This window comes from Hwanghaeella sp. LZ110 (assembly GCF_048892525.1).
In the GTDB taxonomy this organism is placed as follows: Bacteria; Pseudomonadota; Alphaproteobacteria; order UBA8366; family Aestuariispiraceae; genus Pacificispira.
The window spans coordinates 283,544-303,759 of record NZ_JBLZHT010000005.1 but is presented as its reverse complement, the minus strand read 5'-3'; the positions used below and the strand labels follow the sequence as shown (position 1 = coordinate 303,759).

Annotated in this window: 15 protein-coding genes and 1 tRNA gene; 4 read left to right on the top strand and 12 right to left on the bottom strand. The window is 56.2% G+C overall.

Translation table 11 applies throughout. The features are described from left to right. Positions 1-217 precede the first annotated feature (217 nt). The 5 genes from ACOSDM_RS12635 to ACOSDM_RS12615 all read right to left on the bottom strand — a co-directional run bounded on the left by ACOSDM_RS12635 (position 218) and on the right by ACOSDM_RS12615 (position 7,547). Complete coding sequence (locus tag ACOSDM_RS12635) at positions 218-1,789, bottom strand: FMN-binding glutamate synthase family protein (protein WP_420724893.1); 1,572 nt, start codon at positions 1,787-1,789, stop codon at positions 218-220. Positions 1,790-2,249: 460 nt separating this feature from the next. Next, the gene (locus ACOSDM_RS12630) at positions 2,250-3,881 is read right to left on the bottom strand and encodes an ABC transporter ATP-binding protein (RefSeq protein WP_420724892.1); all 1,632 of its coding nucleotides are present in this window, start codon (positions 3,879-3,881) and stop codon (positions 2,250-2,252) included. A gap of 14 nt (positions 3,882-3,895) precedes the next feature. Then, positions 3,896-4,771 (bottom strand): ABC transporter permease, encoded by an 876-nt coding sequence (locus ACOSDM_RS12625; protein WP_420724891.1) that lies wholly within the window; start codon positions 4,769-4,771, stop codon positions 3,896-3,898. Positions 4,772-4,781: 10 nt separating this feature from the next. After that, complete coding sequence (locus tag ACOSDM_RS12620) at positions 4,782-5,747, bottom strand: ABC transporter permease (protein WP_420724890.1); 966 nt, start codon at positions 5,745-5,747, stop codon at positions 4,782-4,784. Between the two features lie 183 nt (positions 5,748-5,930). Then, positions 5,931-7,547, bottom strand: coding sequence for an ABC transporter substrate-binding protein (locus ACOSDM_RS12615; RefSeq protein ID WP_420724889.1), 1,617 nt, complete (start codon positions 7,545-7,547; stop codon positions 5,931-5,933). Between the two features lie 205 nt (positions 7,548-7,752). Between ACOSDM_RS12615 and ACOSDM_RS12610 the strand changes: the two genes are divergently transcribed. Next, positions 7,753-9,189 carry an amidase gene (locus ACOSDM_RS12610; RefSeq protein ID WP_420724888.1) on the top strand — a complete coding sequence of 479 codons (1,437 nt, stop codon included), beginning with the start codon at positions 7,753-7,755 and terminating at the stop codon, positions 9,187-9,189. Further along, positions 9,186-10,223 (top strand): histone deacetylase family protein, encoded by a 1,038-nt coding sequence (locus ACOSDM_RS12605; RefSeq protein ID WP_420724887.1) that lies wholly within the window; start codon positions 9,186-9,188, stop codon positions 10,221-10,223. Before ACOSDM_RS12610 ends, ACOSDM_RS12605 begins: the two co-directional genes overlap by 4 nt. Before the next feature lie 69 nt (positions 10,224-10,292). On the opposite strand, the gene ACOSDM_RS12600 is transcribed toward ACOSDM_RS12605, so the two are convergent. The 7 genes from ACOSDM_RS12600 to ACOSDM_RS12570 all read right to left on the bottom strand — a co-directional run bounded on the left by ACOSDM_RS12600 (position 10,293) and on the right by ACOSDM_RS12570 (position 18,980). Further along, the gene (locus tag ACOSDM_RS12600; protein ID WP_420724886.1) at positions 10,293-10,988 is read right to left on the bottom strand and encodes a TetR family transcriptional regulator C-terminal domain-containing protein; all 696 of its coding nucleotides are present in this window, start codon (positions 10,986-10,988) and stop codon (positions 10,293-10,295) included. A gap of 109 nt (positions 10,989-11,097) precedes the next feature. Further along, positions 11,098-11,949 (bottom strand): amidohydrolase family protein, encoded by an 852-nt coding sequence (locus tag ACOSDM_RS12595; protein ID WP_420724885.1) that lies wholly within the window; start codon positions 11,947-11,949, stop codon positions 11,098-11,100. Positions 11,950-11,960: 11 nt separating this feature from the next. Next, positions 11,961-13,556 carry a phytoene desaturase family protein gene (locus tag ACOSDM_RS12590; protein ID WP_420724884.1) on the bottom strand — a complete coding sequence of 532 codons (1,596 nt, stop codon included), beginning with the start codon at positions 13,554-13,556 and terminating at the stop codon, positions 11,961-11,963. Continuing rightward, the gene (locus ACOSDM_RS12585; protein WP_420724883.1) at positions 13,546-15,210 is read right to left on the bottom strand and encodes a class I adenylate-forming enzyme family protein; all 1,665 of its coding nucleotides are present in this window, start codon (positions 15,208-15,210) and stop codon (positions 13,546-13,548) included. The genes ACOSDM_RS12590 and ACOSDM_RS12585 overlap by 11 nt, the downstream gene beginning before the upstream one ends. Positions 15,211-15,279: 69 nt before the next feature. Next, on the bottom strand, positions 15,280-16,770 hold the full coding sequence (locus ACOSDM_RS12580; protein ID WP_420724882.1) for an aldehyde dehydrogenase: 1,491 nt from the start codon (positions 16,768-16,770) through the stop codon (positions 15,280-15,282). Positions 16,771-16,804: 34 nt separating this feature from the next. Then, a complete protein-coding gene (locus ACOSDM_RS12575) occupies positions 16,805-18,196 on the bottom strand; it encodes an aminotransferase (RefSeq protein WP_420724881.1) in 1,392 nt (463 codons plus the stop codon). 694 nt (positions 18,197-18,890) lie between these two features. Beyond that, positions 18,891-18,980, bottom strand: a tRNA-Ser gene (locus tag ACOSDM_RS12570). Between the two features lie 358 nt (positions 18,981-19,338). Here ACOSDM_RS12570 and rplU point away from each other — a divergent pair. Further along, positions 19,339-19,830, top strand: coding sequence for a 50S ribosomal protein L21 (gene rplU, locus ACOSDM_RS12565; RefSeq protein ID WP_420724880.1), 492 nt, complete (start codon positions 19,339-19,341; stop codon positions 19,828-19,830). 26 nt (positions 19,831-19,856) lie between these two features. Further along, positions 19,857-20,123 (top strand): 50S ribosomal protein L27, encoded by a 267-nt coding sequence (gene rpmA, locus ACOSDM_RS12560; RefSeq protein ID WP_420724879.1) that lies wholly within the window; start codon positions 19,857-19,859, stop codon positions 20,121-20,123. Positions 20,124-20,216: the final 93 nt, after the last annotated feature.

Genomic DNA, 20,216 nt, shown 5'->3' with positions numbered 1-20,216 from the left:
GAGAGCGTGCAGGCGATGTGGTTCATCGTCCAGCGCTCTCGACGCCGTCCGACGGGCCGATAAAGGGACCAAAGGCGCTGTTTGCGGCGCTCCGGGCCGCGTCGCCTTCCGCTTGCGATGCCCCGCATCGCTTCGCGAAACGCTCCTAACCGGAGCACCGCAAACAGCGTCCTGGTCGATCCCAAATAACCGCGCACCACACTGGAGCAAATTTGCTCTAGCGAAAGCCTTCTGGATTGGCGGCGCGCCAGGGCTTTGCATAGTCTTCGGGGCACCCTTCTTTCAGCAATTGACCTGGTTCCAGTCGGGCCAGCAATGCGCCGCTGAAATGGGCTTCGCGGAAATTGATCATGGTAAAGGTGATTTCATGGGGGCCTTTTAGACCCATGGCGCCGATCATTTCGGCAAATCCATACAGCGTATTGCGGTGGAAATTTGCCACACGCACCGATTTGTCACCGACATTCAGACCGGCCTGGCGCAACTTATCCTGCGTTGCGACGCCCGTTGGGCATTTATTTGTGTGACAGGCGCGTGCCTGGATACAGCCAATTGCAAACATGAAGCCGCGCGCAGAATTGCACCAATCCGCCCCCAATGCCATGGCTTGCGTCATATCGGCACCCGATACGATCTTGCCGCTGGCCCCAATGCGGATCTTGTCGCGAATGCCCGCCCCGATCAGGGTCATATTCGCGAAATGAAGGCCATCGCGCAGGGGCAGGCCAACACTGTTTGCAAATTCAACAGGGGCGGCCCCAGTGCCGCCTTCCTTGCCATCGATAACGATGAAATCAGGATAGACATCACTTTTGATCATCGCCTTCACGATGGCCATGAATTCATGCTTGTGGCCAATGCATAATTTGAACCCGACCGGCTTTCCGCCAGACAAGTCCCTCAGCCGGGCCACGAAAGCAATCAGCCCCATCGGGGTGTCAAAGGCCGAATGCGATGCGGGGGAGATACAGTCCACCCCCTCCGGCACGCCGCGCGCCTCGGCAATCTCTGCATTGACCTTGGGGCCAGGCAACATGCCGCCATGCCCTGGCTTTGCGCCCTGCGACAGCTTGATTTCTATCATCTTGACCTGGGGATCCTGGGCCACTGTCTCAAACTTGGCCGGGTCAAAATGCCCGTCATCGGTGCGACAGCCAAAATAGCCCGACCCGATCTCCCAGATGATATCACCGCCATTCTGTCGGTGATAGCGCGACAATCCACCCTCACCGGTATCGTGGGCGAATGATCCCAGCTTGGCCCCGCGGTTCAGGGCGGAAATGGCATTGCCGCTCAGCGACCCGAAGCTCATCGCGGATATGTTCAGGATGGAACTGCTATAGGGCTGAAGACACCGATCCCCCCCGATGCGGACCCGCAAGGTGCTGACATCGACATGCTCTGGTTTCAGGGAATGGCTGAAAAAGGAATATCCTGAACTATACACATCCTGCTGCGTCCCAAAGGGGATGGTTTGCAGTTGGTTCTTTGCGCGCTGATAAACCAGCGACCGTTGTTCGCGGCTGAAGGGAAAGGAATCGCCATCGCTTTCAATAAGATACTGGCGAATTTCCGGGCGTATCCCTTCAAACAGCCAGCGCATATGGGAAATGATCGGATAGTTCCGCCACAAAGTGTGGCGCGTCTGCAGCAGGTCAAATATCCCCAGCGCCAGCAGCGGCAGGGAAACGGCGGCGATCCAATATCCGGGAAACCAATCCCCCAGAACCATAGCCACCCCGACCATCGCGCCGCTCGAGGACACAAACAACGTAAAAAATCTGCTCATCCTGAAATGCTTTCTAAAAAAGGAAGATGTTCAAAAAAAACGCCCCTTATGCATAGCGCACAAGCCCGCACCCCCAAGCCCGCACCCCCAGGCCCGCACCCCTACGCCAAACCGTACGACAGTCGGCTGACCCTCAGCAAGATGGATTCTAAGCGGCGAGGAGGGGAAGCGTGGATGGCTGGAGATGCGCATGAAAAATGGCGGAGAGGGTGGTATATGACTCAGCCCTATAAAAATAATGCGATTCCGATTTCCTAAGTAACCCGTGAACAGAGAAAAGGTACTGATCGCTGGTCCAGGAAAGCAACGGATTTCGTGCAACGTTTGCCGCCGCCTATATAACACAAATTCCTAGTCTAGGGGGCTGACCTTTTTAAGGAACGATGCTCCAGAAGGATCATGCAAGCACCCAATTGGTCGAATGAACGCCAAGCCTAAAACAGGATTGGACTGCTTGATCTTACTTTCCACGCTCTTTCACTACATGGTCTAACCAGCCAGTCGCCATCTCCGGCACCGACTCCAGTAAAAGCTTTGTATAATCCTTATGTGGGGGCGCGAAGATCTCGTCCTTTGTCCCTTCCTCCACGATTTGGCCCTGATGCATAACTACAACGCGGTCCGCGATTGCGCGTACGACTTCCAGATCATGTGTGATGAACAGGAAGGAGACGTCCAGCCGTTCCTGAAGATCAAGCAGCATGCGCAGAATTTCGGCCTGCACCACCTGATCAAGCGCCGAGGTCACCTCGTCACAGACGATCAGTTCAGGTTCCGCTGCAAGCGCCCGCGCAATGGCAATTCGCTGCCGCTGTCCGCCGGACAACTGCGCGGGATATCGGTCCATAAAGCTTGCATCCATTTCAACCATCTGCAACAGCTCGAGACAGCGTTTTTCCTGCGCCCGGCCCCGAAGGTTGTGGTAAAATGTCAGCGGTCGCCCCAGAATCTTGCGAACCTTATGCCGAGGGTTTAGCGCGGTTTCCGCCGATTGGTAGATGATTTGGACCCGGCGGAGCATGTCGATCGACCGGGTTTTAACCGAAGCGCCGAGCGTTTCGCCCTCGTAGTCAATCATGCCGCTCGCCGGTGCCTTCAAGCCGACGATTACCCGCCCCAGGGTCGACTTTCCGGAACCAGACTCCCCCACCAGTGCCACGGTTTGGCGTTTCGGTATGGCGAAAGAGATATTCTGCAATACCGTATGTTCGCCATAGGCGGCAGAGATGTTGGAAACCTTCATCAGCGGCTCTGGCACGCCGTCGTGCCCGACGCCATCCAATTCCCGAACCGCCCACAGTGTTTTCGTGTAGGGATGTTCGGGATGGTCCAGGATCCTGTCGATGGGCGCTTCCTCGACGACCTCGCCATAGCGCAGCACCGCGACACGATTGGCTAGTTGGGCCACTACAGCGAGATCGTGTGAGATATAGAGCGCGGCGGCGTTGTGTTCCTTGATTACATTACGAATAGCGGTCAGCACCTCGACCTGCGTCGTGACGTCCAGCGCCGTTGTCGGCTCGTCAAAGACAATCAAGGCTGGCTGACAGATCATAGCCATGGCCGTCATGGCGCGTTGGAGCTGACCGCCTGAAACCTGGTGCGGATAGCGTTGTCCGAACTGTTCCGGCTCGGGCAGCATGAGAGACCGGAAAAGCTCAACCGCGCGTGTTTCTGCTTCCTCGCGCGTCAGCCCGCCTCGGCTGATCGCGGCGGCGATCACCTGATCGATCAGCCGCATGGCTGGATTGAACGCCGCGGCCGCACTTTGCGCCACATAGGCGATGCGCGTGCCGCGAAGCCGGCGACGTTTGCTTTCCGGCATCGCCAGAAGGTCCGCTCCTTCAAATCTCACCTGTCCTCCGGCAACCTGGCACCCTGAGCGCAGGAAGCCCAGCGCGGCAAGGCCTACAGTGGATTTCCCCGCACCGGATTCCCCGACAAGCCCCAGCACCTCACCGGATTGAACAGTCAGGCTGATACCTTTAACGATCTCAGACCATTGGTCATTCGCCTGCGCCTTGACGCGCAAATCCTGGATTTCGATTACCGGCGTGCTGGAAGCTGTCATTTCTTTACTTTCGGTTGTCATGCTACCCGCCACCTCTATGCGTCGTCTTGCAGACCGGATGCCCGGTTGAGCATCCAATCGACGACGAAATTTATTGCGACGGTCAACAAAGCAATAGAGGCTGCGGGAATCAGTGGCGTGATATCCCCCATGTTGATCAGCGCCGCATTTTCACGGACCATTGATCCCCATTCTGCGGTGGGCGGTTGAATGCCGACCCCTAGGAAGGAAAGCGCCGCGACCGAAAGAAAAACAAAGCAAAACCGCATGCCGAGTTCGGAAATCAGGATCGGCAGGATATTTGGCAGCACTTCATGCACGATAAGCCACCACAGCCGCTCGCCGCGAACATAGGCTGCCTCCACAAAATCAAGGCTGACGACGTTGAGCGCGGCTGCGCGTGCGATGCGGTAGATGCGGGTTGAGGTCAGCACGGCGATGATAAGTATCAGGTTCGGAATGGATGCGCCGAAAATCGACAAGATCATCAGAATGAAAATCAGGTCTGGCACCGCCATCATGGCATCAACGATCCGGCTGAACACTTGATCCAGGAAACCACCGAGCATCGCCGCCATAATGCCGAAGAAACAGCCAATTGTGAAGGCAATCAGGGTTGTAACGAATGCCACAGAGATGGAATTTCGGGCGCCAAAGATCAAACGACTGAAGAAATCCCGCCCGAGCTGATCGGTACCAAGCCAGAACTCGCTGCTCCACTGATCAAAGGGGATGCGCGACACAACTTCATATTCGCCATAGGGCGCAATCAGAGGCGCGAAAAGCGCAATCAGTGCATAGGCGGCAACGATCACCATGCCAATTTTGGCACTGACCGGCGCCCGCCGCAGGTCGCGCAGTAGGATACTGAAACGTCCAGGCAGGGGGCTGTCATTTACTGAACTGCTCATGCCTTCTCTCCTAACGAGGGTGCAGCAATCGGGGATTGCTGACGATTGAGATGATGTCTGCGATCATATTCAGGCCGATATAGGTAACGGCGAAGATCAGGGCACAGGCTTGAATAACCGGAACGTCTCGGTTCCGAACCGCGTCCACCATGGTCTGGCCGACGCCCGGATAAACGAAAACCACCTCGATCACGACCACGCCGGAAATTAGATAGGCGAGGTTGATGGCGAGCACACTGGCGATCGGCCCGATGGCGTTCGGTAGGGCATGACGCAGAACCACGCGCTTTTCCGGCTCGCCATTCAACCGTGCCATTTCTACATAGGGGCTGGCCATGACACCCAGGATCGCTGCCCGGGTGTTGCGGATCATATGCGCCAGTACCACCAGCATTAGCGTTAGGATTGGCAGCACCATGCGGATCATCTGCTCGCCGAGGCTCATCCCCATTCGGATCGAGGACATCGATGGCAGCAGGTGCAGATTGACTGACAAGAGCATCATCAGGATATAGGCGAGAAAAAATTCTGGGACGGAAATCGCCGCCAGCGAACTCGTGCTGAAGAATTTGTCAATGAAACGGCCACGAAATCGGGCGCAGACGATACCAAGACCCACGGCCAGCGGAACCGCGAAAATCGCCGTGCTGGCCGCCAGCAGTAGCGTGTTGTAGAGTCTGGGGCCGATCACGTCGATCACCGGGCGACCGGAGAACGAATCTCCAAGATCGCCGCGCACCGCATCCATCAGCCAGACCACGTATCGCTGTGGCCAGGGCAAATCCAGCCCTAACTTGTGTTGTAGGGCCGTGACCGCCTCAGGCGTTGCCGTCTGCCCAAGGATGGCGGAAGCAAAGTCGCCCGGCAACATGCTCACGGCCGAGAAGATGACGATCGAAACGATCAGCAGACTAAGGAGTCCCAGTCCGATCCGGTTAACGAGCATGGCCAGGACAGGATGGGAATGGCTTTCCATAAACTGTTTCCTCTATCCGACGAGATTTTCAAAAGTCGGCCAAACACGGCGACGGGATAAATGAAGGAAATTGTGGGATTTTGACAATCCCCACTGTATCGCCGCGGCGGAATCGCTTCCCGTCCCCGCCGCGACGATACATCTGTGAGAGCAATTCGAAGTCGGCTTAACGCCAACTTCAAATCAATCCTTGAACCACCAACGCTCGCTCATGCGCATGTTGTCGGCAGGAAGGATGCCGCCAATCTCTCCATGACCTATGCGACCAGACATCCCATAGAGATAGTTCACGAAGGCGACGGTCATCACGCCACCATCATCATGAAGCATTTGCTGCATTTCCTTGTAGATGACGGCGCGCTTGCTATGATCCGTCTCGACACGGGCTAACGCGTGCAACTCATCGAAATGTGCGTTTTTCCAGCCGGTGTTGTTCCAAGGCGAATCCGACGTGTAAGATGTGGCAAACAGCCAATCAAGCGTCGCACGACCGAACCAGTCACAGCCGTTGAACGGCTTCTTCAGCCACACATTTTCCCAATACCCATCGTCGGCTTCCCGAACCACATTGATTGTGATGCCGGCCGGCGCCGCGTGCTCCTTAAAGAGCACCGCCGCTTCGACCGCGCCCGGGAATGCCGCTTCTGCCGCTGACAGATCAATGGTCAAGGAGTCGAGGCCGGCTTTGGCCAGATGTTCCTTTGCCTTTTCGATATTGTATTCGTATTGCGGAGGGGTGTCGGCATAGTACTCCATGACGTTGGAGACCGGATTGTCATTGCCCTTCAGCGCCTCGCCGAGAAACACTTTATCGATGATGTCGTCACGGTCTATGGCATATTTCAGAGCCAGTCGCACATCCGGATTGTCAAACGGTGCTACGGAGGTGTTCATGTCGAAAGTAAAGTGCCGGAGGCTTGGCGTCCGGGTAATGGCGAAATCCGGATTCCGTTCGATCAGCGGCACGTTCCTGACATCGACATCGTTGATCACGTGGACTTCGCCCGTTAGCAACGCATTCAGACGCGCAGTCGGCTCGGTGACTGAGACGAATTCTACTTCATCGAAATATGGCTTGTTGTTCTTGTGGTAGTTAGGGTTGCGCTTCATACGCACGCCAATCCCCGGCTCAAAACTTTCCAGCGTGAAGGCCCCGGTTCCCGCACCCCGTGCGAAATCAATTCCGGTACCGTCGGCATTGGCCGGGAAGATCGACAGGTGATAGTCAGTCACCAGATAGGGAAAATCCGCGTTGCCGGTCTTTAAGGTAAAGATCGCCTTGTCGCCATCGGCTTCGATGCTTTCGACTTGCGCGACGATGGCTCGCGCGCCGGAGCTTGAATCTTCCGCCATGTGATGCAGGAAGGACTGCTTCACGTCTTCTGCTTTCAAGCTCTTCCCATCGTGGAAGGTAACGCCATCACGCAGTTTGAACACCCAGCGCTTCGCCCCATCTTCAGGTTCGAAGCTTTCAGCCAAGTCACCGGTGATCGATCCATCAGGCAGAATCTCAGTCAGGTTGTTGCACAGCGATCCGTTGAAGGCCGCTCCGGTAAAGCTGGTCACCCATGTGCCAGGATCCAATGTGTCGTTCTGCGATGCATCGCTCAATCCAAAGCGGGCGAAACCGCCAGCTTTTGGTTGCGCGTCGTCTGCTCGACCGATTGATGGCATCGATCCGATAGCAGTGCCCGCAGCCAAAAGCATAGTGGTGCGCGCCAAAAACTCGCGACGCGATACCGCACCCTTACGGAATTGGGCAATCCAATGTTCCATTTGTTTGGACTCAGATTCAGTCATGACCTTCCCCTTTCAAGTGATAGCCTCAGTGCTGCCTCGATACGTCTTCGGAGCAGTTTTTATTCGAAATATTTTGATCGTGCTTCTGTCTGACGTAATGAAGCCTAGTCGAAAAATTTCCCTATCGTCAACTTTTTTGATTGACTGATCAATCATTAGTTTCGCTAAAGTGCATCAATAATCTTTGAGCCAGCAGGATATCCCGATGACCGACAGTGACCTTTGCTACCTCAGCGCGACAGAGGCTTTGCGCCATTTCGCGGCGCGTAAGGTATCGCCAACAGAACTGGTTGAAGCCTATCTCGATCAGGCCGCGGCGACCGCTGAATCCTGCAACGCTTTTTCCTTTATCTATGCCCAAGACGCGCTTGCTGCTGCGCGCGCCTCGGAACAGCGGTATGCCTCGGGCAATGCGCGTCCGCTGGAAGGTCTGCCCACCGCGGTAAAGGACGAGAATATGATAAAAGGGCGCGTCACGACCTTCGGCTCTCTTCTTTATCGCGATACCGTCGCGACCTCGACCACGCCGGTCGTGCAGCGGCTAATCGATGCTGGCGTTGTTGTGCATGGGCGCACCACAACGCCGGAGTTTTCTTGCACCGGGTTCACGCATTCACGACTTTGGGGTGTGACGCGCAACCCCTGGAATCCTGCTTATACGCCGGGTGGATCTTCTGGCGGGTCGGGCGCGGCGTTGGCGGGCGGTATGGCATCACTCGCCACTGGTTCAGACATTGGGGGATCGATTCGTATTCCGGCCTCGGCCTGTGGCGTGGTGGGATACAAACCACCATATGGTCGTAATCCGTCGACACCCCCATTCAATCTCGATTTCTACAACCATCCTGGTCCGATGGCACGCACGGTCGAGGACTGTCTGTTGATGCAGAACGTCATGTGTGGCCCCCATCCGAAAGATGTCGCCTCCCTTCGGCCGAAACTGGAACTAAAGCCCGATCATGGCGGCATCAAGGGTTGGAAAGTGGCTTGGTCTTTGGACCTTGGATACTATGAATTGGACGAAGATGTTCGCCGCAACACAATGGCTGCCCTTGAGGTTTTTCATGACCTTGGCGCGGAGCTGGTAGAAGTCGATGTCGGCTGGACGCAACAGAGCGAAAAGGCTGCGAACAACTATCTGGCGACCCTGTTCGGTACCTGGATTTCGGAGTATCTTGATGACCGCGCGTCGCAGTTGACCGACTATGCCCGTGCTTTCGGCGAAATGTCACAGTCTGTCACCAAGCAAGACTTCCTAGCATCGCTTTATACGGTCGGCACTATGTATGATACGTTCGGACCAATCATGGAAGACTGCAATGTTTTTATATGCCCAACCCTTGCCGTTCCGGCCGTGCCAGCGGATTTCAACCCTCTGGATGGTTATTCGATCAATGGCAAGCCCGTTGATCCCTTCAACGGTTGGGTGATGACCTATCCCTTCAATATGCTGAGTCGTTGCCCGGTGCTGAGCGTGCCGTCGGGAAAAGCTGCCAACAATGTTCCCACCGGCATTCAGATCGTCGGCCGAACCTATAGCGACGCCGATGTCTTCCGTGCCGGTCTTGCTTATGAGAAGGCTATCGGTGGCTGGTATACCAAGCGCGAAACCCGACCGAGCTTATCAGGAGACCGGACATGAAGACCATTTACACGCCGCTTCACGAAAATCAGGATGCCCCCTACGAATACATTCGCGGGCGGCAGGTTGCTAGTTTCGAAATGCCCAGGCGCGCTCAGCTGGTTTTGGATTGCGTGACCAGTTCCGCGCTTGGCCCGGTGATCGCACCGATTGCCCATGACATGGCACCAATCCTGCGGGTTCACAGCCCTGATTTTGTGACCTTCCTATCGACGTTCTGGGAAGAGTGGCATGCTGAGAATGGCGATATATGTGCTCTTCCGAATACCTGGGTGCCGCCGCGCGCCCGCAGGCTTGCAACCAAACGTCCTGGCGCCGAATTGGGACGGTACTGTATTGATATGAGCAGTCCAATCTTATCTGGAACCTGGACGGCAGCACGGGCTGCGGTCGATGCAGCGCTGACCGGGGCCGACATGATCTTGGAGGGAGGGGAAAGAGCAATCTTCGCCTTGTGTCGTCCCCCTGGACACCATGCCGGTCGTGACTATTTCGGGGGCTATTGCTTCCTGAACAATGCGGCCATTGCCGCGCAGTCTTTGCGAGATTCCGGAAAGGCCAAGGTCGCGGTGCTGGACGTGGACTATCACCACGGCAATGGCACGCAGGACATCTTTTATGATCGAGACGACGTGCTGACCGTTTCGATCCATGCTGACCCGTCCGTCGAATATCCGTATTACAGCGGCTACCCAGATGAGACGGGGGAGGGTGAGGGGGCAGGGTTTTGCCTTAATTTGCCACTGCCTTTTGGTGCAACCTATGCTCAATACTCTGGGGCGTTGTCTACGGCCGTCGCTCGCATCGCAGATTTCGGCGCGGACGCGCTCGTTGTTTCGCTGGGTGTGGATACGTTCGCCGACGATCCGATCTCACATTTCAAGCTCTTCGCCGATGACTATTCCGCCATGGGCGCGGCCATCGCAGTGCTTGGTCTGCCAACACTGTTTGTGATGGAGGGCGGCTATGCTGTTGAGGATATCGGCGTCAACGTCGTCAATGTTCTAACCGGGTTTGAAGCAGCGGTTGTCTGACTGGGACAGGACTCATTTTTGATTTTCTCGCTTGCGCTGTGTACCTGGGGACGCGGCGAGACGTCCTGATCAGAAATCCTTGGGAAACAGGGTCCGCATATAGGCCAGGCAAGCCTCTTTTGCCGCCTCCCGGCCTTCCGGTCCGGCATCGGACAGCACCAGATTGGCGATCCAGAAGCCATCGACCATGGCGTTGAGGGAACGCGCCACCTGACGTGTGTCGATATTGATCCCGCGATCGGCTGCCAAGGCGGCCACATCCTCTTGCGTCATCTCGTTGTAATGTTCTTTGAGTTGAGCACAACGCCGCCGGAATTTTGCGACGCGCGCGGCCTCAGCCCAGAAGGCGACCCAAACGGCGATCTTTTTCGCATTGGTCACCTTACCATCGAAGTCACTTTCGATCATCTTGCGGATACGTTCAGCCGGGGACAGGTCCAATTGGCTGCTGCGTTTCAGAAAGGTTTCATACTCGTCGGCGATGTAGTCCAGTGCGGCGAAGATGATTCCGTCCTTGGACTTGAAATGGAAAGCCACCACACCGTAGCTGCACTTCGCCTCACTAGCGATGGTGTTGATGGTAATGCCGGTCAACCCACGTTTGGCGATCACCGTCACCGCCGCATCTAGCAGGCTCTGACGTCGCTCCTGCACCTGATGCTCACGAGACATCCCCCCTTTGACCGAAGACTTCTTTTGTTCGGTTTTCAATTGCGTGCCCATCGTTTTCTCCGAGCCGGAACGGCTTGTAATTGTTTTTTTCATATCCTCGGAGGATACCTTACTCAATCTCCCCGCATTTGTTTGAAATTCTGCACCCGTAATGTCAATTGGCGAAAGCTGTTTCCGCAATCCACAGTCTCAAGATTCGTTCTTAAAGGCCCAGAAAGGAGGATGCGTTTTCTAAAACCCATTTCTGACGGATTTCGGAATCCAACCCTAACGCGTCCAATTCTGCAATCGCCGCACTGGGTGGCATCATTGGGAAACTGGACCCGAAAATCATTTTGTCTTTCAACAATGTGCGACCGTATTGCAGCAGCGGCTCATAGCCGGAATGGGCCTTGCCCAACAATTTCGGACGGATCGCCAACACACCGATATAGAGATTGGGATGCCGCCAGGCTACGCCGATTAGTTCCGTGACCCAGGGCCAACCAGGCGGTGACGCGCAAACGCGCAATTCTGGATAACGCACCATGACCTCGTCGATGTATTCTGGCTTGCCGAAGGACATCGGCACAGCGGTCGAAAAGTTGATGCCACAATGGATGTTGACCGGAACCTTCAGGTCTATTGCCTTTTCATAGAGCGGAAACAGAATCGGATCATTTGGACATAGCTTAAGCTCGAAGCATTGCAGGTTCAGCCCACGCAGCCCCAACACGGTCACAGCATGTTCAAATTCTGCGATCGCCTCTGCGCCTTTGTGCGGATCAACCCCGGCAAATCCCAGGAAGCGCGGCCCGTGTTCCTGGCAGAATGCGGCGACGGTTTCGTTGGAAATTTTGAAATCAAACATACTGGTCAGATCCCGCGCCTTCAGGAGGACATGGCGCGCGTCTAACTCTTCGTACATGTTCAGGTAAGCATCTAACTCCTGCGTCGCCGATGTCGCGGCGGCTTCCCGCTCGCTGCCCTGGTACACGCGGCGATAGTTGCCGAGATGCGGTGCCGGCGGATTGAATTCCGGCAAAGGCGGACGGCTGGAAAAATCGATCCACATGGTATTTCCCCTTACATCCAGTGTTTGCGGTCTGCGAGAATAACGCGGGCCGCATTATGGCCCGGCATCCCGGTCACGCCACCACCAGGATGAGTTGAGGCGCCGCATTGATACAAACGGTCGATCGGGCTGGTATAGTCTGCGAAATGCGGGGCAGGTCGCCGGAAAAACATCTGGTCGGCGCTGATTTCTCCGTGATGCACGTGACCGTTTGGTAAGTCAAAGATCCGTTCCAGGTCCAATGGCGTCAACACTTGCCGATGAAGGATATGGTTCTCAATATCGGGGAAGTGTCTCTTGAGGATCGACAGGACATTGCGCCACAGTTCTTCGCGCTTGTTGTCCCAACTCCCCTCCCTCAGCGTATAGGGTGCGTGACCGCCGAAGATCGACAGAATGTGATGGCCTTCCGGTGCAAGGGTCGGGTCGACCCGCGTGGGAATTTTGACGATCAAGAAGGGTTCGCGTGACATCTCGCCCAGGCTTGATTGTTGGAACGCGGTTTCCATGTAATCGACTGAGTAAGCGAGGTTGATTTGCGTCGGATAGTCGAAATCTGGCGCCATGGTTGGAAAGTCAGGACAATCCGGCAGGCCGTCCAGCGCAAGGTTAACCCGGAAGACCGTCGATTCCGTGCGAATGGCGCGAATATCCTGAACAAACTCTTCCGGCAGAGTCTTAGGGTCCAGTAGTTTCAGAAAGGTCGTTTTGGCATTCGCGTTGGCGATCACAGCCTTCGCCCGGATTACCTCGCCGGTGACAAGGCGAACGCCCGTAGCCGTGCGCCCCTCCGTGAGAATCTCTTCGACCTCCGCATTGGTACGCACGACCATGCCATGCGCTTCGCCCGACTTTCTGATCGCATCGGAGATTGCCCCCATACCCCCCTTAATGAACCCCGACGGACCCGCCGCCGTTTTCTGGTCACGCACGATGCCGCGTGCCAACATATAGGCGGACCCTGGGGTCTTAAGGCTTGAATTCGCCCCGCCGCCGCCTGCGAAGAAGCCCAGAATAAGTTTCACGTCCTCTGATTCAAACCAGCGGCTAAGATAGTCGTAGGCGCTCAATGTCAGTAAATTGTAGATATCATAGAAATGTCCGCCGATCTTGCGGAAGCGCCAGACGAAGCCAGCAAGCCGTTTGAGGTCACGAAACCTGCGCGAGCCCGGATCGACAGGTGTTTCAAAGATAAGCTGCTTCATGAAGGGTGCCAGTTTTTGCATATGCGCTACATAGGCTGGATAGACATCCGCGTCTCGATTGGACAGCCTGGCCAGTTCACCCCGGAACCGGTCTGGATCTTCCCACATTGTTACGAAACGGTCGCCTTGCAGCGCGTAGACGATCGGGTCGGGTGACAGGACCTCATAGCCGTATTTTTGCAGTTCAAGATCCAGGATCACCTTGGGCTGTAGCAATCCCATGTAATAAGAGGCGGTGGAAAGACGGTAGCCGGGCCAAACCTCCTCGGTCACCGCCGCCCCGCCGCTGATCGACCGTCGTTCCAACACCAGCACTCGGACCCCGGCCTTCGCCAGATAAGTGCCGCAGACCAAACCGTTGTGGCCACCGCCGACAATGACGGCATCGAAATCAGTCTTCATGACCGGAGTCTCCTAACCAGACGTTTTCCTGCCGATCAAAGCTGCCGGCCCGCAGGTCGGACACCCCTTCGGTTATTTTTGGCTTGGCGATCTTCAGAGAGGCGGTCCGTGGAAACTCCTCAATAAAGGTATAGAAACGCGGCACCTTAAATGGTGCCAGACCGCTCTGCGCAGTTTCGATAACCTCGGCGATAACGGCGTCGTTCTCTTCCACGTTGGGTTTCAGCCGCAGATAGGCCTTCACCTCCTCCCCGCGCAAGGCATCGGGTACGCCGACCACGGCGCTTTCTGCGACTGAAGGCGCCGTGTTTAGTACGGTTTCGACCTCACGGGCCGCTATATTCTCCGCGCTGCGTCGGATCATGTCCTTCTTGCGGCCAACAATATAGTAGAAGCCTTCTCCATCCTGTTTGAACAGGTCGCCGGTTCTGAACCAATCCCCTTCGAATACGGCATTGGTTGCTTCGGGATTGTTGTAGTAGCCCAGCATGATGCCAGGCCCGCGAACCTGCAATTCACCGACCTCACCCTGCGCAACAAGAGCGCCATTGTCATCGACGATCCGGCATTCCCGAAACGGGCATGGCCACCCGCAGGAGCCCGACCCAACCATGTCCGCGCGTTCGATCGGCATGAACATTGCCGGCCCCAGCTCCGTCATGCCGAAGGCTTCGCGTGCGTTCAGTTTGAACCGTGCTTCTAGCTTGCTGTGCAGATCCTTGGCGACGCCGTAGACGTTGCCCCGGATTACCTCGATATTGCCGTCGTCGGGTTGTTCCGGCTGGTTCAGCAGCACCCAGGGGAATAGGCAGAATTGAATGCGGTAGTCTCGCAGCCAGGACAGAAAGCGGCTGGTGCTTTGACGGGCCGCGACGAACAGCGTGCCGCGATGATAGATCGTCATCAGCAGCAGCCATTGCGGGTCCATGTAAAAGAACGGCGTGGAGGCTAGGATGCGGTCGTATTTCCGGCCGTCGCGGAAGGCGTTCACTTTGCCAGAGCTGATCCAGTAGCGTTGCGTCAGCATGCAACCCTTCGGAAAACCGCTGGTTCCAGAGGTGAACTGGATGTTCATCAAGTCGTCGTGCCCGACCGGCTCTGGCGGCGTAAAGCTTTCCAGCGGCTTATCTGCAAGTTCTTCCCAGTGTCGGAACGGCTCATCCCCATCATGACCGTGCGTGATCACCCGTTCCGGCCTCACATCGATCAGGCCTTCTGATATCGCTTTTGTTACAACCTCCAGGCAGGCCGAGTCTGCGACGATCCAGCGCGCGTCGCCGGTTGTCATGACGTGACCCAGTTCGCGGGCGCGATAGGCGATGTTGATCGGCACCATCACCGCGCCAATTCGGGCCAAAGCAAACCAAGTCAGCGGCATGGCCGCGACATTGGGCAGCATGACCCCGACATGGGTGCCCTTGCCGATCCCTAAAGCGACAAGACGCGCGGCCAATCCGTTTACGCGCTGTCGCATCTCCTCATAGGTGATCGTCTCGCCGGATTCGAAGAAATTCCAGAGCATTTTGTCACCGGCCTCGGCCGCCGCTTGATCCAACAGCGCGCCGATATTCTCCGGCAATGGGTCTGCCTCGATGCGCTGTCGGCGCACGGAATACTCGGGAACAGTTTCGGCCAATAAGGCATCGGTGCCCATAGAAACAATTGCCTCCTTGCGGGAGTTGAAAGAAAAGGCGCGGGCCCCAGGAACCCGCGCCTTATCGGATCAGTGAGCGAACCAAACCGCCTTGAGATCCGTGTATTTATCCATCGCGTGCAGTGACTTGTCACGGCCAAAGCCAGATTGCTTGAATCCCCCAAAGGGCGCATTGAATTGCCCGCGATCAAAGCAGTTGACCCAGACGACACCGGCACGTATCGCCTGCGCCGCACGATGTGCATTCTTAAGGCTGCCGGTCCAAACCGAAGCCGTAAGGCCGTAAGCGCTGTCGTTTGCAACTGTCATAGCGTCGTCGAAATTCTTGACAGTGATGGTCGACAGAACTGGACCGAAGATTTCCTCCTGCGCGATTTTCATGCTGTTGTCGACAGCATCAAAGACCGTTGGCTCGACGAAGTAACCGCCGCTTTCCTTCAGCGCCTGATTGCCGCCCGCGACAATCGAAGCACCGGCGTCGCGGCCTGCATCGATATAGCCGAGAACCCGGGTCAATTGCTCCTGCGTCACGATTGATCCAAGCTTGGTCGACGGATCCAACGGATCCCCAGGCTTCAGCGCCGTGGCATGAGCGATGACCTTCTCAAGCAGCTTGTCCTTAATCTTGTCCTCAACCACTAGGCGAGAGCCGGCATTGCAGACCTGCCCAGCATTGGAAAAGATGCCCGCGGCAATGCTCTTGGCGGCTTGATCCAGATCCTCGCAGTCCGCAAGGACGACTTGGGGTGACTTGCCGCCCAGCTCAAGGCCAATGCGCTTCATGTTTGATTGACCGGAATACTGCATGAAATAGCCACCGACCTCGGTCGAGCCGGTGAAGCCGATGCAATCGACATCCATGTGCAGGCCAAGCGCCTTGCCAGCAATATGGCCGAGACCCGGTACAATGTTCAGCACACCCTTAGGCAGGCCTGCTTCGATTGCCAATTCGCCGATGCGCAGCGCGCTGAAGGGCGATTGTTCCGCTGGTTTCAGGATAACGGAGTTGCCCGTCGCCAATGCCGGACCCAGTTTCCATGCTGCCATTGACAGTGGATAGTTCCATGGCACGACTGCAGCGACAACGCCCACTGGCTCGCGCACAATCATGGTGGTGACGTCTGATGGGGTTGCTGCGACTTCACCATAGACTTTATCAATCGCTTCGGCATACCAGGCAATGCAGCTTGCGGCGCTGGGGATGTCGCCATTCAAAGCGTTTGTGATGGGTTTGCCGACATTCAGGGTTTCAAGCAGCGCCAGTTCTGCACGGTGCTCTAACAGCAACTCGGAGAAACGCAGCAGAATCTTACGGCGATCCAACGGCGACATGCGGGACCAGACACCGGATTCAAAGGCGGCCCGGGCCGACCGAACTGCTGCGTCTACATCCCGCCCATCGCAGGACGCGACCTTGGCGATGACGCGTCCATCTGCCGGGAAGACACAGTCGAAGGTCTCCTCTGAAATCGGGTCCACGAAGGCGCCGTCGATGAAGGGTTTTGTTGGCAGAGGCGCAATACGGGCGCGTTCATGCCACTCAGCGGTCGTTAAATCCATTTTCTGTTCTCCTATGTCCTGTTCGTAGAAAGACTTACGCCGCCGAACGTTGTGCAGCGCCTTTTTCTTCGCCCGCACGCAGGATGCCTTCGCGCAGTATTTCGCACATGCTGTCGATTTCCTGACGCGTGATGATCAGGGGCGGCGACAAGACGCACATATTCCCGATCGGCCGTACAATAAGGCCAAGGGAAAAGCAGATTTCGTCAATCCGTAAGCCGAGCGCTTTGTCTGCGTCGGTCACTTCGGAGCGGCCCGGGTCCACCATGCATTCGACACAGCCGACGAGGCCTTTCGAGCGAATGTCCGCGACTCCCGGCAGATCTTCCAGAGCCTTCAGCGCCGCCGCGAAATGCCCCGACACTTCGTTCACATGCGCCAGGATACCGTCGCGCTCAATCACCTCAATATTCGCGAGCGCCGCTGCGCAGCTTACGGGATGACCGGAATAGGTGTAGCCGTTGGTAAAGCTGCCGCCCTTGGCATTTTCCCCGCTGACCCGGTCCAGCAGCTTTTCGGAAATAGCGAGACCACCGAGCGGCACGTAACCTGATGTCACACCCTTGGCGAAGGTGATGATGTCCGGCACGACGCCGAAAACCTTCTCGGATGCGAACCATTCTCCGCAACGGCCGAAGCCTGTTACGACCTCGTCAGAGATATAAATGATATCATTGGCCTCGCAGACCGCCTTGAACCGGGCATGGTATCCCGTTGGCGGTATGATCACGCCGCCTGATGCCAATAGCGGCTCCGCCAAGAAGGCCGCGATGGTATCAGCGCCTTTCTCTTCGATAAGCGTCTCGAATTCCGCCACCAGATCGTCCAGAAATTCGGCTTCTGTCCGATTGCCGGCCAGCCGGACATTTGGGCTGGAGAGAAAATTGATCCGATCCTGCGCGACATCGAAATTCGGCCAGTTGCCGGTCCGGCCCGAACATGCGGCCGTAAGGCTGGTGGATCCGTGATAGCCGTCCATGCGTACGACGATCTTCTTCTTTTGGGGGCGGCCCAGAATATTGTTGTAAAACTCTGTGAAACGCAGCGCCGTGTCGACGGCCGTTGACCCCCCCGTCGTGAAGAATATCCGCGTCAGATCACCAGGCGTCATTTCCGCAATCCGTGCGGCAAGCTTGGCGGCAGGCGAATTCGAAGTGTACCAAGGCGAGTTATAGGAAAGGTGCATTGACTGATCGGCCAGCGCGTCGGCGATTTCCCGACGACCGTAACCGATCTGTGTGCACCACATGCCAGCCGGCCCATCAATCAGTCTGCGCCCTTCGGAATCAATGACATAGATTCCCTCACCACCCTTTAACATGGGCAGTCCCTTGCGACCAAGCGTCGACATTTCCTGTGCTGGTGCAAATAGGTTTGTACGGACAGCTTCGGCTAGAGTCTCCGTCTCGGTGTTGAATTCGGCCATTGGGGGCTCCCCTAAAAAATCACATTGCGTTTAGCGACTGAGTGTTTGGCGGAGTCCGCCAATGTCGTGGTCGCACCTTGTCTGAAAACAGTGCGTTCCTGTTTGCAATTTGCCTAATAATTGATTGCTTAGTCAATCAATTATTTTGTCGAAATCATATTGATCTGCTCCATATTTCTGGTTCAGCTTGATTGATCGTATTGCGCATATTCGTGACTCATGGGTGTTGCACCTCTCCTGATTCCGGCTTCGACTATGGTATCTGCCTCAGCACAAGAGTGGCGGGATGGGGCTGGGTCATCTTGACCACCTCCTGTCCCATTTGGTCCCCGACCATACGATTTAGCCCCGCGACGGCAGAGGTCGGACAGGTGGTCTTGTTGCTGCGGTGTCTTCGTCTACAGATGCTTTAGCGGTTTTCAATCGGCGCCGAAGCCCAGCAACGCCTGTTCAGACAGTCTACCGGCGTCTCGAAGGTTGCCCGTCTGGAAGGATCTCTCGCTCCCTTCTTGCCGAAGGCCTTGACTCAATCGGTCGGGACACGCGCATGAAAATGTAATGTATCAATGGTGTTTAGAGGGTGATTTCTGGATATATCGACAATAATCCGCGCGTGCCAGATGGTCGATTGCCAAGCTAGCGCATGCCTCTAAAATCGCTGGATGTTTTCGATATCAATGCCTTGCGGCATGGTTGGCGGAGAGGGTGGGATTCGAACCCACGGTACCCGTGAAGGCACAACGGTTTTCGAGACCGTCCCGTTCGACCACTCCGGCACCTCTCCGCAATAGGCCCTGCACCTTGAACATCTGAGCCTGGATCGAAACGTGCGGTTTCCTACACGATGGCGTTTGGCCTGCCAAGCCCTGAAAACAGGGGGAGGGGTTTGGGACCGCCTGTTGCAGATGTTATTGCAGATGCGTTACTTATCCATTGACTTGGGGCCGTGCATCCGTATATTCCGCCCGTTCTTGCAGCCCTTTCGGGGTTGCGACGCATTTTGCGTGACTGCGCAGTTCGAGGTTTTAGGTCCGGTTCCGACCGCATCCTACCGCATGGCGGAAAGATTGCCCTGATCAAAGACCGTTTCGGTTTTCAGGGTGACACCACAGAACGCGTGAAGCGATTGAAGGAAGAGACCCATGTTCGCAGTAGTGAAGACGGGCGGCAAACAGTATCGTGTCGCCAAAGACGATGTTATCCGCGTTGAAAAGCTGGAAGCAGAAGCAGGCGATACCGTCCTGTTGAATGAAGTTCTGATGATTTCTGACGAGAATGGCGCGCAGACCGGTACGCCGATGCTGCCAGGCGCTGTTGTCGAAGCAGAAGTTGTGGAGCAGACCCGCAACAAAAAAATCATCATCTTCAAAAAGAAGCGCCGCCAAAACTATCGCCGCAAGCGCGGTCATCGCCAGCACGTCACCGTGTTGCGCGTGATCGACATCGCCCTGGATGGCTCTAACAAGAAAGCCACCACCAAGGCGAAGGTTGCTGCGACTCCGGCAGGCGATGCAGACGGCGATGCGCCGAAAGCTGCTACTAAGAAGGCAACTGCCAAGAAAGCGGCAGGCAAGACAACTGCGAAGAAGGCAACGGCCAAAAAGGCTGCTGCTAAGAAATCTGACGCCGAATAAGGCATTAACGCTGGAGGGCTTACATCATGGCTCATAAAAAAGCAGGCGGTAGTTCACGCAACGGCCGCGATACAATTGGTAAACGCCTTGGCGTCAAGAAATTTGGCGGCGAAGCTGTTGTGGCCGGGAATATCCTGGTCCGTCAGCGTGGCAACAAATGGCATGCTGGCGACAATGTCGGCACGGGCCGTGACTATACGCTGTTTGCGCTGGTCGATGGGAATGTCGAATTCAAAAAGACCCGCGAACGCACCATTATTGGCATACGACCGCTGGCCGAGGCTGCCGAGTAAGGCTGTCCCGGTTGGTCCTGAACACGATACTGCGTTAAACGCCGCATATCATCAGGTAGAGGAGAGGGGAACGGTCGCGCCGTTCCCCTTTTT